Origin of the sequence: Pseudarthrobacter sp. SL88 (assembly GCF_026672455.1) — a bacterium.
In the GTDB taxonomy this organism is placed as follows: domain Bacteria; phylum Actinomycetota; class Actinomycetes; order Actinomycetales; family Micrococcaceae; genus Arthrobacter.
Map to the genome: position 1 here is coordinate 1,182,761 of NZ_JAPPRD010000001.1, position 13,894 is coordinate 1,196,654.

Genomic DNA, 13,894 nt, shown 5'->3' on the forward strand with positions numbered 1-13,894 from the left:
GGCCTCAGCCCTTCTTGCTGCCGGCTCCGGCCTGTGCGGTACCCGCGGCAGTGGCCGTGATGTCCGGAATTCCCAGTTCCCGGAGGCGGCGTTCCAGCACCGTCCCCAGCGCCTTCCGGCCTTCGCTGTCCATGTGGACGGGGTCCGCAAGGTGCTGCGTGAGGTTGTACTTGGTCAGCCAGTCTCCCGCGCTGACAAACGTGATGCCCTGCTTGGCTGCGATGCTCGAGAGCAGGTTATCCACCTGGCTCCGGCGGCCGCCACCATTATTGGCGCCCTTCGCAAGCGTGCCCACCATGACCATCTTGGTAGTGGGGTAGCGGGCTTTCATGGCCTGGACAAGGCGGTTGGCGTTGGCGGTGATCTGGGCATCCGAGGCGCCGCGGGCAGCATCGTTGCCGCCGCCTTCAATCACCACCAGCCCGGGGGTTCCCACCGGCAGCATCCAGTCGCCCCGCTCCAGGGCGTCAATGTAGTTGCCCACCTTGCCGTTGGCTGCCGTGAAGCCCGTACCGCCGTAACCGCAGAAGTGGACGTTGTAGCCAAGGGCAGCCAAGGCGCGGCGCGGCCAGCTGTCGTCCGGAACCGACTGGGAGTCGCCGATCAGGACAGCCGTGTTCCGGACGTTCGGCACTACCACCTCGTTCCGGCCGAAGACCGGATTCCGGAAGACCTCCCCTGGGCGCATGGCGGGGCGGGAGAGGACCTCGGACAAATCGACGCCCGGCGTGTATCGGGGCGCGTCCGCCGGGTCCGTGGCAGCGGCCCTGAGCAGTGAAGGCGGAACCTGGTCCGGGCTGGCAGAGGCTGCCGGTGCATCCGACGCCGGAAGTTGTGCCGGTTGGCCCGGAGCCGCCAGGACAATGCCGGCGGCGATAGCAAATACCGCGATCCGCGTTAAAGCGGATGCAGGACGCATGCTGGTTTCTCGTGGTATTCGCTGCTCATCAACAGCAATAATGGGGCATAAATCCGTATTTATCCAGTGAGTGTGACAGCTCTCAATTTCTGTCCCGAGGGGGATGGGCAGGGCGCCGGATTCCTGCCGGTTCCGGACCGGTTTTAGGCCATCACTTGCCCCTGCGGTTAGACTTGTTGAAGGAGCCCTGTGTTATGGGCCTGATCTGTCGTGCGTTTCGGTCGGAAATGTCGCGATGACTACAGCTGACCACGGAATCGAGTCTTTACGCATGTCTGAAACCACCACCAACACCGCGGTAGCCACTGCCTCGCGCAGTGACCTCCGCAACGTCGCGATTGTGGCCCACGTTGACCACGGCAAGACCACGCTGGTTGACGCCATGCTCAAGCAGACCAACTCCTTTGCCGAGCACAACCACCTCGAAGACCGCGTGATGGACTCCGGTGACCTGGAGCGCGAAAAGGGCATCACCATCCTGGCCAAGAACACCACTGTGGCTTACAACGGACCGTCGTCCAATGGTGAAACCATCACCATCAACGTCATCGACACCCCCGGCCACGCCGACTTCGGTGGCGAGGTGGAGCGCGGCCTGTCCATGGTCGACGGCGTCGTCCTCCTCGTGGACGCGTCCGAAGGTCCGCTGCCGCAGACCCGCTTCGTCCTCCGTAAGGCCCTGGCCGCGCACCTGCCGGTGATCCTGCTGGTCAACAAGACCGACCGTCCCGACGCCCGCATTGAGGAGGTCGTCCACGAGTCCATGGACCTCCTGCTGGGCCTCGCCTCTGACCTCGCGGACGAAGTTCCGGACCTTGACCTGGACAAGATCCTCGAAGTTCCCGTTGTTTACGCTGCCGCCAAGGTTGGCCGCGCCTCCCTGGACCAGCCCGCCGATGGCGCCGCCCCGGACAACGAGGACCTTGAGCCGCTGTTCAAGACCATCATCGAGCACATCCCCGCTCCCACGTACAACCCGGAGGGTGTCCTGCAGGCGCACGTCACCAACCTTGACGCGTCCCCGTTCCTGGGCCGCCTCGCTCTGCTCCGTATCTACAACGGCACCCTGCGCAAGGGCCAGACCGTCGCTTGGGCACGCGCCAACGGTGAACTCAAGAACGTCAAGATCACCGAACTGCTGGCCACCAAGGCCCTGGACCGCGTCCCGGCCGAGTCCGCAGGCCCCGGCGAGATCGTCGCCGTTGCAGGTATCGAGGAAATCACCATCGGTGAGACCCTGACCGACGCCGAGAACCCGCAGCCGCTGCCGCTGATCACCGTGGACGATCCCGCGATCTCCATGACCATCGGTATCAACACCTCGCCGCTGGCCGGCAAGGTCAAGGGCGCCAAGGTCACCGCGCGCCAGGTGAAGGACCGCCTGGACAAGGAACTGATCGGTAACGTCTCCATCAAGGTTCTGCCCACCGAGCGTCCCGACGCCTGGGAAGTCCAGGGCCGTGGCGAGCTGGCCCTGGCCATCCTCGTCGAGCAGATGCGCCGTGAAGGCTTCGAACTGACCGTGGGCAAGCCGCAGGTGGTCACCAAGACCATCGACGGCAAGATCCACGAGCCGATGGAGCACATGACCATCGACGTCCCCGAAGAGTACCTGGGCGCCGTCACGCAGCTGATGGCTGCCCGCAAGGGCCGCATGACCAACATGGCCAACCACGGCACCGGCTGGTGCCGGATGGAATTCATCGTTCCCGCCCGTGGCCTGATCGGTTTCCGCACCAAGTTCCTCACGGACACCCGTGGCGCCGGCATCGCAGCGTCCATCTCCGAAGGCTACGAGCCGTGGGCCGGCCCCATCGAATACCGCACCAACGGTTCCATGGTTGCTGACCGGGCCGGTGTGGTCACCCCGTTCGCCATGATCAACCTGCAGGAACGTGGCTCCTTCTTCGTGAAGCCCACCTCCGAGGTCTACGAGGGCATGATCGTCGGCGAGAACTCCCGCGCAGACGACATGGACGTCAACATCACCAAGGAAAAGAAGCTCACCAACATGCGTGCGGCTTCCTCCGACACCTTCGAGAACCTGACGCCCCCGCGCGACCTGACGCTCGAGGAGTCCCTCGAATTCGCCCGCGAAGACGAGTGCGTTGAGGTGACTCCGGACGCCATCCGCATCCGCAAGGTCATCCTGGACACCAACGAGCGTGCCAAGGCCGCCCGCGCCCGCGCCAAGTCGTAACACACCGCAACACCGCAGAATGCCGCCGGCTCCCACGCCGGCGGCATTCCGCGTTTAACGAGGAATTGCGGCTCAGGGCACGGGGCCACTGGATGGGCAGGGCACGCCCCTTCGCCACGGTGCGCCACGGGCGGCTGCTCAGGAGCGCGGGCGGCGCCGCTCCGGCGCCGGAGGTACCTCTTTCGCCGCCACCACGGCGGCGAGGGGGATCACGACGTCGGCCTGCCGCGTCCGGACGGTGCACGCACCGCCGTCGCACGAGACAAGGTGGCCCAGGGCGTCAGTGAGGCCTCCCTCGATCCGGTACCGCACCACGACGCGGATTCCGGGGACGGCAGCGGACAGGAAACCGGCGGGAGCGGGGGTGGGCAGCGTCACCACTTCATACTAGGAGGCCCGGCTAGGTTCGCGGGAACGGCGTGGGAGATAATAGGCTCAGATGTCAATAGTCCGGCCGCGCCGGGCGAAAGAGCCGGCGGGATGCCGGGACCAACGTGGAGAGGCCAGGGACGTGACGTACGTAATCGCGCAGCCGTGTGTAGATGTCAAGGACAAGGCATGCATCGAGGAATGCCCGGTCGACTGCATCTATGAGGGCGAGCGTTCGCTGTACATCCATCCGGACGAATGCGTCGACTGCGGCGCATGCGAGCCGGTGTGCCCCGTGGAAGCCATCTACTACGAGGATGACACCCCGGACGAGTGGGCTGACTACTACAAGGCAAACGTCGAGTTCTTCGACGACCTCGGTTCACCCGGCGGCGCCGCGAAGATCGGCAACACCGGCAAGGACCACCCGATGATCGCCGCGCTGCCCCCGCAGAACCAAGACCACTGATACGGGCGTAACGGTGACCGCTGCAGTGCGCACATTCGGCCTGGACCTGCCCGACTACCCGTGGGAGGCCATGGCACCATACCTGGCGAAGGCTTCCGAACACCCGGGCGGGGCAGTCAACCTGTCCATCGGAACACCGGTGGACCCCACGCCTGCCATCATCCAGGACGCGCTGAAGGCTGCAGCCAACGCCCCGGGCTATCCCACGGTTCATGGAACACCCGCGCTCCGCGAAGCCATTGCAGGCTGGTTCGAGCGCCGCCGCGGAGTATCCGGCCTCGACCCCCGCAACATCATGCCTACGGTGGGTTCGAAGGAACTTGTCGCGTGGCTCCCGCTGCTGCTGGGCCTGAAGCCGGGAGACGTCGTCGTACGTCCCAAGGTGGCCTACCCCACGTACGACATCGGCGCGACGTTCGGCGGCGTCACCTCCGTGGCCACGGACAACTTGGATGAGCTCGACGACGCGGTCCGCTCCCGCGTGCGCCTCATCTGGGTCAACTCCCCGGGAAATCCCACCGGCAGCGTGCGGGACGTCGAGTCCCTGAAGGTGCTGGTGGTCCAGGCGCGGGAGCTCGGCGCCGTGGTTGCTTCGGACGAGTGCTACGCAGAACTCGGCTGGGGGGATTGGGACGTCCAGCGCGGCGGCCAGCCGGTCCCCAGCATCCTGGATCCGCGCGTGGCCGGCGGATCCCATGAAGGTCTCCTGGCGGTGTACTCGCTGAGCAAGCAGTCGAACGTGGCCGGCTACCGGGCGGCGTTCGTTGCCGGTGACCCGGCGCTGATGCCCAACCTTGTCAACAGCCGCAAGCATGCCGGAATGATTGTTCCGTTCCCGGTCCAGGAGGCCATGCGGGTGGCGCTCGGTGACGATGCGCACGTCGAGGCCCAGAAGGACCTCTACCGCGGTCGCCGGGAGCAGCTGGTACCCGCCCTGCGCGGTTTCGGCCTCGAGATCAAGGATTCCGACGCCGGGCTCTACCTCTGGAGCTCCGCGGGTGAGAGCACCTGGGACACCGTTGCGCGCCTTGCCGATCGCGGCATCGTTGTGGGGCCCGGGGTCTTCTACGGCGAAGCCGGCAACGGCTTCGTCCGCGTCGCACTGACCGGCTCCGACGAACGGATCGGCGCGGCTGTGGAGCGGTTGGCCTGATCACGTGTGTGATCCCGTAACAATCATGTGACTCGCAACACACTGCCGGTATTTTAGGGGTCCCAGCGCCAACCCGGATTAGCGACACGTGCCCAACTGGCGGTAGTTTTTAAGTGACTATCAATGGTGGCTTTCTACAAGAAGGCAGTCCGGGTGTTGGATCCTGTCTTCTCAGGCTCAAGTGCGCGGCTCACCTGATGTTGGATCAAGCTTTCGACAGAGGCCGAGAAGCCTCATGAAGGGGACTCCATGACTGAGACCAACAACGCGGCCACCCTGCTCCACGCAGGCGGAGAGCTCAAGCTGCCGCGCATCCAGGTTATTGAAGGAAACGAAGGCTACGACGTTTCCAAGCTCCTGAAGCAGACGGGCGCAGTCACCTTCGACCCCGGCTTCATGAACACCGCGGCAACCACGTCCGCGATCACCTACATCGATGGCGATGCGGGCATCCTGCGCTACCGCGGGTACCCCATCGAGCAGCTGGCACAGCACTCCAGCTTCCTTGAGGTGTCCTACCTCCTGATCTACGGCAACCTGCCCACTCCCACGGAACTGGACGAGTTCGACCAGAAGATCCGGCGCCACACCCTCCTGCACGAGGAGCTGAAGGGCTTCTTTGGCGGGTTCCCCCGCGACGCGCACCCCATGCCGGTGCTGTCGTCCGCAGTGTCCGCGCTGTCCACGTTCTACCAGGACTCGCTGGACCCGTTCAACGCCGAGCAGGTGGAGGTCTCCACCATCCGCCTCATGGCCAAGCTGCCGGTCATCGCTGCGTACGCGCACAAGAAGTCCATCGGCCAGCCCATGCTGTACCCGGACAACTCCCACAACCTGGTGGAGAACTTCCTCCGCCTGAGCTTCGGGCTTCCGGCCGAGCAGTACGAGGTTGACCCGGTGGTCGCCAAAGCCCTCGACCTGCTCCTCATCCTGCACGCGGACCACGAGCAGAACTGCTCCACGTCAACGGTGCGCCTGGTGGGCTCGTCCAACGCCAACCTGTTCGCCTCCGTTTCTGCCGGCATCAACGCCCTGTTCGGCCCCGCCCACGGCGGCGCCAACGAGGCTGTGCTCAAGATGCTGCGCCAGATCCAGGCCGAGGGCCTCAAGCCCGAGGACTACATGGAAAAGGTCAAGAACAAGGAAGACGGAGTCCGCCTCATGGGCTTCGGGCACCGCGTCTACAAGAACTACGATCCGCGCGCCAAGATCGTCAAGGCCACTGCACACGAGATCCTCACCAAGCTCGGCGGCAACGACGAACTGCTGGACATCGCGCTCCGCCTCGAAGAGAAGGCGCTCAGCGATGACTACTTCATCCAGCGCAAGCTCTACCCGAACGTGGACTTCTACACCGGCCTCATCTACAAGGCCATGGGCTTCCCCGAAAAGATGTTCACCGTGCTGTTCGCCATCGGCCGCCTCCCCGGCTGGATCGCCCAGTGGCGTGAAATGATCAGCGACCCGAACACCAAGATCGGCCGCCCGCGCCAGCTGTACATCGGCGAACCGGAGCGCGACTACCCGGTCCGCTAATCTGCGCCGCGCAGGATATTACGACGGCGGCCGCCCACCTTCTAAAGGTGGGCGGCCGCCGTCGGTCGTACCGGTAGTTGAAAAGCGTCAGGAGGCGTAGCCCTGCGGGTTGTTCTTCTGCCAGCGCCAGTGGTCCTCGCACATCTGGTCCACGGTCTTGGTGGTGGACCAGCCCAGGTCCGCCAGTGCGGAGGCGGCGTCCGCCCAGAAGGCCGGGAGGTCGCCCGCGCGGCGCTCCGTGATCTCGTAGGGAATGGGCTCGCCCACTGCCTTTTCGAAGGAGCGGAGGACCTCCAGTACCGATGAACCCCGGCCGGAACCGAGGTTCCAACGGAACACGCCCGCACGGGCGGCCACGTAGTTCAGTGCCGCGACGTGGCCTTCGGCGAGGTCTTCCACGTGGATGTAGTCGCGGAGGCACGTACCGTCCGGGGTGTCGTAGTCGCCACCGAAGACCATCAGCTTCTCGCGGCGGCCCACCGCCACCTGGGCGATGAACGGCACGAGGTTGTTCGGGATGCCCTGCGGGTCTTCGCCGATCCTGCCGGAGGGGTGGGCGCCCACCGGGTTGAAGTAGCGCAGCAGTGCGATGTGCCAGCGCGGGTCGGCATCGCCGAGGTCCGAGAGGATGTCCTCGATCTGCTCCTTGGTGCGGCCGTAGGGGTTGTTCGCGCCGATCTCCATCTTTTCCACGTAGGGGATGGGGTTGTGCTCGCCGTAGACGGTGGCAGAGGAGCTGAACACGAAGGACCGGACGTCATGGCGGTCCATGACGCGGATCAGGTTCAGCGTGCCCACCAGGTTGTTGTAATAGTACTTCAGCGGTTCCCGGACGGACTCACCCACGGCCTTCAGCCCGGCAAAGTGGATGACGGCGTCGATGCCGGCGCCGGCGAAGACCCGCTCCACCGCGGCTTCATCCACCAGGTCCACGTTGTGGAACTCCGCTTCCTTTCCACTGAGCTCGGCAACGCGCCGCAGGGACTCTTCGCTGGAATTGACCAGGTTGTCGATGACGACCACGTCGTGGCCGGCTTCCTGCAGCGAAAGGACAGTGTGGGAACCGATGTAGCCGGTGCCCCCCGTAACCAGAATTTTCATGCCTCAACCCTATCCAACGCAGCCCCCGCCTGCCGCCGCGTTCCGGATGCCGGGCAGGGGTGGCTGGTCCCGCGTTTGGGGCACAAGTGTGCTAAATAATAAGGGTGCCCAAAATTGTTGACCCAGACGCCCGGCGCCGGGATGTAGTAGACGCCGTCCTGCGCATTATTGCCGTTGACGGACTGGAACGGGCGTCACTGCGGGAGGTGGCAGACGAAGCCGGGCTCGCCGTCGGGTCCGTCCGCCACTACTTCGCCGGCAGCGACGAGCTTCTTGCGTTCTCCTTTGCCAGCGTTGTGGACCGGGTGGTGGGGCGGCTCCAGGCCATGCTCCCCGCCACGGATGCTGCACTTCCCGGCAGCGCTGCCCACCGCCAGGCCGTATTAACACTGCTGGGCGGGATGCTGCCGCTCGACGAAGAGCGGGCCGTGGAAATCTGTGCCTTGATGGCCTTCAGGAGTGCCGCCCGGATCAGACCCTTCCTGGCGCCTGAGGCGGACCGCAGCCACCGGCAGGTCGCAGCCATCGCCGGCCGCGTCGTAGCCGGTCTGATGCCCGCGGACGAGCCCCAGGAGAATCTGGTGATCGAGGCCGAGCGGCTGCTGGCGACTCTTGACGGCCTGGGCATGCACGCACTGCTGCAGCCCGCGTGGATGACCGCGGAAATGTGCACCGGCGTGCTGGAACGCCATCTTGACGGACTGGTGCGCCGAGGACATTAACGTGGGGTGGAACCGGGAATAGACTGGGAACCGGGGCTGCTGGCGGATGGTGCAGGCGGCCCGGGCAGGGAAGTACTCCAGGAAGGACTTCGGATGCAGCAGGCAAGCGGTTCCAGGTGGCAGATCACCACGGACACCTCGGGGCCCATGATGATTGCGCTCTTTCTCCGCGACACTGCAGGACTGAACGGAGCCGGGCACCCTGCGCTCTCGCACGCCAAGCCCAAGGTCCGCCCTGCCGACCACAGCCACCTCACCGCCGATGTCGGCGGTCTGGGTGCCTTGAAAACAGAGTGGGAAGCCTGGTGGGAACAACTGCTCAAGGCCTACCCGCACACCTCGCCGGACCTCTCGCCGCCGGACTTCGAGGCGTTCGGCAACTCTCCCGCCCTCCAGCGGGTCCTGCAGGCACACTTCGGTTCCGCCCTGACCTGGGCCAGGGAACGGCGGAGCGAGTACGCAGAGCTGGAAGCGGAACGGGAGGCCAACGGTGCTGATCACCTGCTCACCGACATGGTGGATGACCGGCTCATGGAGGTGGGCCGGGATTCGCGTGACTTCAAGCTGTCCATCATCGAGTTGCCGCTCAACGAACACCGGGCGTGGTACCTGGAGCCGGACAAGATCATTATGAGCCAGCAGCTGATGGGCGAGCCGGAGCTGTTCCGCAGTTACGTGCAGCCGGTGGTGGAAATCCTCGTCTGATCCGCAGCCGGTGCTCAGGCACCGGAGGAGGCCTGGGACACGGTTATGCGTACCTGGCCTTCGGCCGCGTCCGAGTCCTGCCACCCGGCGCGGTCGTCGCGGTCCCAGCTCCTGCCGGCGACGTCCACCCGGACAACGTCAAGGCCCTTGGCGTTGGCTACGGCCCATTGGGCGACGGACCACGCCGCGCTGCCGCTGGCCTCCACCACCAGTGCCTGCCCTTCGTCCGTGGCCGGCAGGGTTCCGTAAGCGCGGCCAAGTTCGGCCAGGACCGCGCCCGTGTCACCCGCAGTGCCAGCGGATCGGAGTGTGCACTGCACAGCCCCGGGGGTCTGGCCGGACAGTCCGGACGCGAAGGAGCGGCCCATGTCCTCGTGTTCGGCATAGGCGGTGGGGAAGGCAGAGCGCTGCACCCGCTGGGCCGCGTCCGTAATCTCGAGCGTTTCGTAGCCCGGCACCTTCACCAGGGCGTCGTAGAACGCGTTGACGGCGTAGTAGGGGTCCATGACCTGGGCTTCGGTTCCCCACCCCTGTGACGGCCTCTGTTGGAACAGGCCGCGCGAGTCGGGTCCGGCCTGGTCGCCGTGGCCGATGTTGCGCAGCTTCGATTCCTGCATGGCAGTGGCCAGCGCGATGCTGGCAGCCCGGGGAGGCAGTCCGCGCTGCACCGCGACGGCGGTGATCAACGATGCGTAGACGGCTTGGTCCGGAGCCAGTTCGGCCTTCCTGTCGCCCACCACAGCCGTGCAGCGCTCAGAAACGAGGGTCTCGGAGCGCTGCACGAAAAACACTGCGGAGTAGATGCCGCCGGCTACCAGGACCAGGACGAGCAACAGGACAGCGAGTCGGCGGAGGCCGCGTCTGCGTGCCACCGTGGAATCAGTTGGCGTGGAGCGCGTCGTTCAGTTCCACCGTCTGGCCCTGGCGGGGGAGGACCTCCACGGCGCCGGTGGTGGAATTGCGGCGGAAGAGCAGGTTGGGCACACCGGAAAGGTCGGCGGCCTTGACGATCTTTGTGGTGTCTTCGCCCACCTCGTCCTTGGGGCCGGGGACGCGAACGCGGGTACCAGCCGTCACGTACAGTCCGGCTTCAACGACGGAGTCGTCGCCGATGCTGATGCCGACGCCGGAGTTGGCTCCGAGCAGGACCCGCTCGCCGATGGTGATCTTTTCCTTGCCGCCGCCCGAGAGGGTGCCCATGATCGAAGCACCGCCGCCGACGTCGCTGCCGTCCCCGGTGACCACGCCGGCGGAGATGCGGCCCTCAACCATGGACGTGCCCAGGGTTCCGGCGTTGAAGTTCACGAAGCCTTCGTGCATGACGGTGGTGCCGGCGGCCAGGTGGGCACCGAGGCGGACGCGGTCGGCGTCGGCAATCCGGACCCCGGCGGGCACCACGTAGTCCACCATGCGCGGGAACTTGTCGACGCCATAGACGGTGACGGCGCCGCGGCGGCGGAGGCGGGCGCGCGTGAGTTCGAAGCCTTCGACGGCGGCGGGACCGAAGTTGGTCCACACCACGTTGGGGAGCTTGCCGAAGATTCCGTCCAGGTTGATGGTGTTGGGCCGGACCAGGCGGTGCGAGAGCAGGTGCAGGCGGAGGTAGGCGTCCGCCGTGTCCGCCGGTGCCTCGTCGAGGTGGATCTGGACGAAGACCACTTTTTGCTCGGTGCCACGGTCCTCGTCGGCACCGTTGGCCGCGATCTGGGCCAGCGTCGGATCGGCGTTTTCCACCGCGCGGAGGTTCTCCGCGGCAATACCCAGCGACGGTGCCGGGAACCACACGTCCAGGACAGTTGCTTCAGCCGAACCATCGCCGCTGGCGCTAGCAATGGTGGCAACGCCAAAGCCATAGGCGGAGCGGCTGTCAGTGGTGTCGTTCAGGGTTTCGGGCACGGCGGAGGAAGCGGTCTCAGTCATGTGGTCCAGTCTATCGAGGGGTGGCCCCAGGGTTCGAACTAGACTGGCTTCGTGACTGCCGAACCCACCCCCCACGCATCCGTACCCGCACTGGACCTCCGCCAGGACGTCGCGCTGCTGACCGCAGCCGTGATGGACATCAACAGTGTCTCGGGCAACGAGAAGGAACTTGCCGACGCCGTGGAAGCAGCATTGGCGGACATTTCCCAGCTGACGATTGTTCGGGACGGCGATTCCATCATCGCCCGCACAGAGTTGGGGAAGGCCGAACGCGTCATCCTCGCCGGGCACCTCGATACCGTTCCGTTGCCGCTGACGGAGGGGTCGAAGGGAACCGTGCCGTCCACCTGGGAATCCGGTGTACCGGGGGAAGGTGTGCTGTACGGACGCGGTGCCACGGACATGAAGGGCGGCGTCGCGGTCCAGCTGGCCCTCGCTGCCACCATGTTCGACGACGGCGCCCAGCCACAGCGCGATGTCACCTTCGTCTTTTACGACCATGAGGAAGTCGAGGCCGTCAAGAGCGGCTTGGGGCGCCTGGTCCGTAACCACGGCCACTTGTTGGACGGCGACTTCGCCATCCTGCTGGAACCGACGCATGGAACCGTGGAGGGCGGCTGCAACGGCACCAGCCGTTTCGAGGCCACCACCGTCGGGGAGGCTGCCCACTCGGCCCGGGCGTGGATGGGCAGCAATGCCATCCACGCGGCGGCCCCGATCCTGGCCCGGCTGGCTGCCTACGAGCCACTGACCGTTAACGTTGACGGCCTCGACTACCGCGAGAGCCTGAACGCGGTGAAGATCAACGGCGGAACGGCCGGCAACGTTATTCCGGACCGGTGCGTGGTGGAGATCAACTACCGCTTCGCGCCGGACAAGTCGCCGGATGAGGCCGAGGCCGTTGTCCGGAACCTTCTTGAAGGCTTCGAGGTGGTCCGTACCGATGCGGCCGCGGGTGCCCGGCCCGGCCTGAACCACCCGGCTGCGGCATCCTTCGTAGCCGCTGTGGGAGCCGAGCCGAAGCCGAAATACGGCTGGACCGACGTCGCGCGGTTCAGCGAACTGGGGATCCCCGCCGTGAACTTTGGCCCTGGTGATCCGCTGTTGGCCCACAAGGACAACGAACACGTGGATGCGGAAGCCATCCGTGAGTGCCTTCGGGCCTTGCGGGACTGGCTTCAGGACTGACCGCCAACTGCCGCCCCCGGCGGCCTGGCGCTTAAACAGTTGTGGCCCGGATCATCAGATCCGGGCCACAACTGTTTAGAGGCAACGCGCGGGGGCTAGGGAGCCCCGGCTTCCGCCACAGCCGGGTCGGCCTTGGCTGTGCCACCGGCCGCCTTCTTGGAACCGCGCCGTTCGATCCACACAGCGAGCCGCGAGATGGCGATGTTAATGGCGATGTACATTCCGGCGGCCACGAAGAACACCGGGAAGAGGAACGCGGGCCCCAGGACGTCAGCCATGAGCTGGACCGCCCGCAGCAGTTCTCCGTAGGCGACGATGTAGCCCAGCGAGGTGTCCTTCAGGAGCACCACGAGCTGTGCCACCAGGGACGGCATCATCCGGCGGACAGCCTGGGGAAGTTCGATCAGCATCCGCGACTTGAAGCTGGTTAGGCCAATGGCCAGGCCTGCCTCGCGTTGGCCCTTGGGGAGGGACTGGATGCCGGCGCGGATGATTTCCGCAAAGACTGCTGCGTTGTAGACCACCAGGCCCGCAACGACGGCAATAAACTGCGACGTGCCAAAGCCGAGGAGGATGAACAGCATCATCAGCACCACCGGCATGCCCCGGAGGAACTCCAGGACTACCCGGGTGGGGACCCGGATCAGCTTGACGTCCGAGATCCGGAGCAGGCACAGCAGCAGGCCCAAGGGGAAGGCGATGACGGCGGCCAGCGCCGCTGCAGACAGCGTGGCCCCCAGCCCGTTGCCGAGCAGCCGCCACACGTCCGCCCGGGTGAAGATTTGCCAACGGCGGCCTTCAAAGATTCCCTGCTGGCCCAGGGTGAAGATGATCCAGGCGAGCAGGCCGAGGATAGCCAGGCCGCCCACCACCGAACCGATCAGGGAAATCCGGCGGGCCTTGGGGCCGGGAACGTCGTAAAGTACCGAGCTCATCGGGCAATCGCCACCTTTCGCTCCACCGTGCTGGCAAGTATGCCCAGCGGAACGGTGAGAAGGAGATAGAAGAACGCGGTGCCCAGCAGGACCGTGATGACCTGGTCACCGTTGGCGTTGGCCAGCTGGCGGCCGTAGCCGAACAATTCAAGGACAAAGAAGGCGCCGGCCACCGACGAGTTCTTGACCAGGGCAATCAGGATGTTGATCAACGGCGGGATCACCGTCCGGAGGGCCTGCGGCAGGATGATGAGGTTCAGGACCTGGCCGAAGTTCATGCCGATGCTGCGGGCGGCTTCGGCCTGGCCCACGGGCACGCTGTTGACACCGGAGCGGACAGCTTCAGCGATGAACGCCGCGGTGTAGGTGCTGAGTGCAATGATGGCTGCCACTTCGAACTGGGCGAACTGGACGCCCAGGCGTGGCAGCACAATGGCTGCGAAGAAGAAGGCAATGGTCAGGGGGGTGTTGCGGAGGATTTCAACGTAGGCAGTGCTGAAACCGCGAAGCGCTGCCACCGGCGAGACCCTGGCGGCTGCCAGGAGGGTGCCCAGTACAAGCGCGATAACCCCGGAAACAACTGACAGGAAAAGGGTGCGGAGAAAACCTTCCCAGTACAGCGGGAGGTTTTCAATGATGACGTCCATGGGTTCCTTCGGCTCAAGAAGCGGAGGGTA

At 65.5% G+C, this 13,894-nt stretch carries 14 protein-coding genes; 7 read left to right on the forward strand and 7 right to left on the reverse strand.

All coding sequences use genetic code 11. From position 1 onward, the window contains the following. Positions 1 to 4: 4 nt before the first annotated feature. Positions 5 to 919, reverse strand: a complete 915-nt coding sequence (locus OVA06_RS05465) for an SGNH/GDSL hydrolase family protein (RefSeq protein WP_268156863.1) — start codon at positions 917 to 919, stop codon at positions 5 to 7. A 271-nt stretch (positions 920 to 1,190) separates the two neighbouring features. Between OVA06_RS05465 and typA the strand changes: the two genes are divergently transcribed. Then, positions 1,191 to 3,119 (forward strand): translational GTPase TypA, encoded by a 1,929-nt coding sequence (gene typA / locus OVA06_RS05470; RefSeq protein ID WP_056075034.1) that lies wholly within the window; start codon positions 1,191 to 1,193, stop codon positions 3,117 to 3,119. 138 nt (positions 3,120 to 3,257) lie between these two features. Here typA and OVA06_RS05475 read toward each other — a convergent pair whose 3' ends face one another. After that, a complete protein-coding gene (locus OVA06_RS05475; protein WP_082497259.1) occupies positions 3,258 to 3,497 on the reverse strand; it encodes a putative acetyltransferase in 240 nt (79 codons plus the stop codon). A gap of 133 nt (positions 3,498 to 3,630) precedes the next feature. Here OVA06_RS05475 and fdxA point away from each other — a divergent pair, with 133 nt between their 5' ends. From fdxA to OVA06_RS05490, 3 genes are all read left to right on the forward strand, one after another. Next, the gene (gene fdxA / locus OVA06_RS05480) at positions 3,631 to 3,957 is read left to right on the forward strand and encodes a ferredoxin (RefSeq protein ID WP_009356972.1); all 327 of its coding nucleotides are present in this window, start codon (positions 3,631 to 3,633) and stop codon (positions 3,955 to 3,957) included. Positions 3,958 to 3,970: 13 nt separating this feature from the next. Beyond that, a complete protein-coding gene (gene dapC, locus OVA06_RS05485) occupies positions 3,971 to 5,110 on the forward strand; it encodes a succinyldiaminopimelate transaminase (protein ID WP_268156868.1) in 1,140 nt (379 codons plus the stop codon). Positions 5,111 to 5,359: 249 nt separating this feature from the next. Further along, complete coding sequence (locus OVA06_RS05490; protein ID WP_015937707.1) at positions 5,360 to 6,646, forward strand: citrate synthase; 1,287 nt, start codon at positions 5,360 to 5,362, stop codon at positions 6,644 to 6,646. Positions 6,647 to 6,733: 87 nt separating this feature from the next. Here the strand turns inward: OVA06_RS05490 and galE are convergent, their stop codons facing one another. Beyond that, entirely contained in the window at positions 6,734 to 7,747 is a 1,014-nt protein-coding gene (galE, locus tag OVA06_RS05495) for a UDP-glucose 4-epimerase GalE (protein ID WP_268156870.1), read from the reverse strand. A 104-nt stretch (positions 7,748 to 7,851) separates the two neighbouring features. On the opposite strand from galE, the gene OVA06_RS05500 reads away from it, so the two are divergent. Together OVA06_RS05500 and OVA06_RS05505 are read left to right on the forward strand one after the other, a co-directional pair. Then, entirely contained in the window at positions 7,852 to 8,469 is a 618-nt protein-coding gene (locus tag OVA06_RS05500) for a TetR/AcrR family transcriptional regulator (protein ID WP_268156872.1), read from the forward strand. Between the two features lie 93 nt (positions 8,470 to 8,562). Then, positions 8,563 to 9,174 (forward strand): hypothetical protein, encoded by a 612-nt coding sequence (locus OVA06_RS05505; RefSeq protein ID WP_056075023.1) that lies wholly within the window; start codon positions 8,563 to 8,565, stop codon positions 9,172 to 9,174. 14 nt (positions 9,175 to 9,188) lie between these two features. Here the strand turns inward: OVA06_RS05505 and OVA06_RS05510 are convergent, their stop codons facing one another. Next, positions 9,189 to 10,046, reverse strand: coding sequence for a hypothetical protein (locus tag OVA06_RS05510; RefSeq protein WP_268156874.1), 858 nt, complete (start codon positions 10,044 to 10,046; stop codon positions 9,189 to 9,191). Between the two features lie 7 nt (positions 10,047 to 10,053). Next, a complete protein-coding gene (gene dapD / locus OVA06_RS05515; RefSeq protein ID WP_056075015.1) occupies positions 10,054 to 11,094 on the reverse strand; it encodes a 2,3,4,5-tetrahydropyridine-2,6-dicarboxylate N-succinyltransferase in 1,041 nt (346 codons plus the stop codon). A gap of 51 nt (positions 11,095 to 11,145) precedes the next feature. Between dapD and dapE the strand changes: the two genes are divergently transcribed. Next, on the forward strand, positions 11,146 to 12,282 hold the full coding sequence (gene dapE, locus OVA06_RS05520) for a succinyl-diaminopimelate desuccinylase (protein ID WP_268156877.1): 1,137 nt from the start codon (positions 11,146 to 11,148) through the stop codon (positions 12,280 to 12,282). 95 nt (positions 12,283 to 12,377) lie between these two features. Here the strand turns inward: dapE and OVA06_RS05525 are convergent, their stop codons facing one another. Together OVA06_RS05525 and OVA06_RS05530 are read right to left on the reverse strand one after the other, a co-directional pair. Further along, the gene (locus OVA06_RS05525; RefSeq protein WP_056075009.1) at positions 12,378 to 13,217 is read right to left on the reverse strand and encodes an amino acid ABC transporter permease; all 840 of its coding nucleotides are present in this window, start codon (positions 13,215 to 13,217) and stop codon (positions 12,378 to 12,380) included. After that, entirely contained in the window at positions 13,214 to 13,864 is a 651-nt protein-coding gene (locus OVA06_RS05530; RefSeq protein ID WP_056075004.1) for an amino acid ABC transporter permease, read from the reverse strand. Before OVA06_RS05530 ends, OVA06_RS05525 begins: the two co-directional genes overlap by 4 nt. Positions 13,865 to 13,894 lie beyond the last annotated feature (30 nt).

Coding starts and splice junctions, on each gene's coding strand:
- OVA06_RS05490 (WP_015937707.1), top strand. CDS start 5,360: ATGACTGAGACCAACAACGCGGCCACCCTGCTCCACGCAGGCGGAGAG.
- dapD (WP_056075015.1), bottom strand. CDS start 11,094: ATGACTGAGACCGCTTCCTCCGCCGTGCCCGAAACCCTGAACGACACC.
- typA (WP_056075034.1), top strand. CDS start 1,191: ATGTCTGAAACCACCACCAACACCGCGGTAGCCACTGCCTCGCGCAGT.
- OVA06_RS05525 (WP_056075009.1), bottom strand. CDS start 13,217: ATGAGCTCGGTACTTTACGACGTTCCCGGCCCCAAGGCCCGCCGGATT.
- OVA06_RS05465 (WP_268156863.1), bottom strand. CDS start 919: ATGCGTCCTGCATCCGCTTTAACGCGGATCGCGGTATTTGCTATCGCC.
- OVA06_RS05530 (WP_056075004.1), bottom strand. CDS start 13,864: ATGGACGTCATCATTGAAAACCTCCCGCTGTACTGGGAAGGTTTTCTC.
- OVA06_RS05505 (WP_056075023.1), top strand. CDS start 8,563: ATGCAGCAGGCAAGCGGTTCCAGGTGGCAGATCACCACGGACACCTCG.
- galE (WP_268156870.1), bottom strand. CDS start 7,747: ATGAAAATTCTGGTTACGGGGGGCACCGGCTACATCGGTTCCCACACT.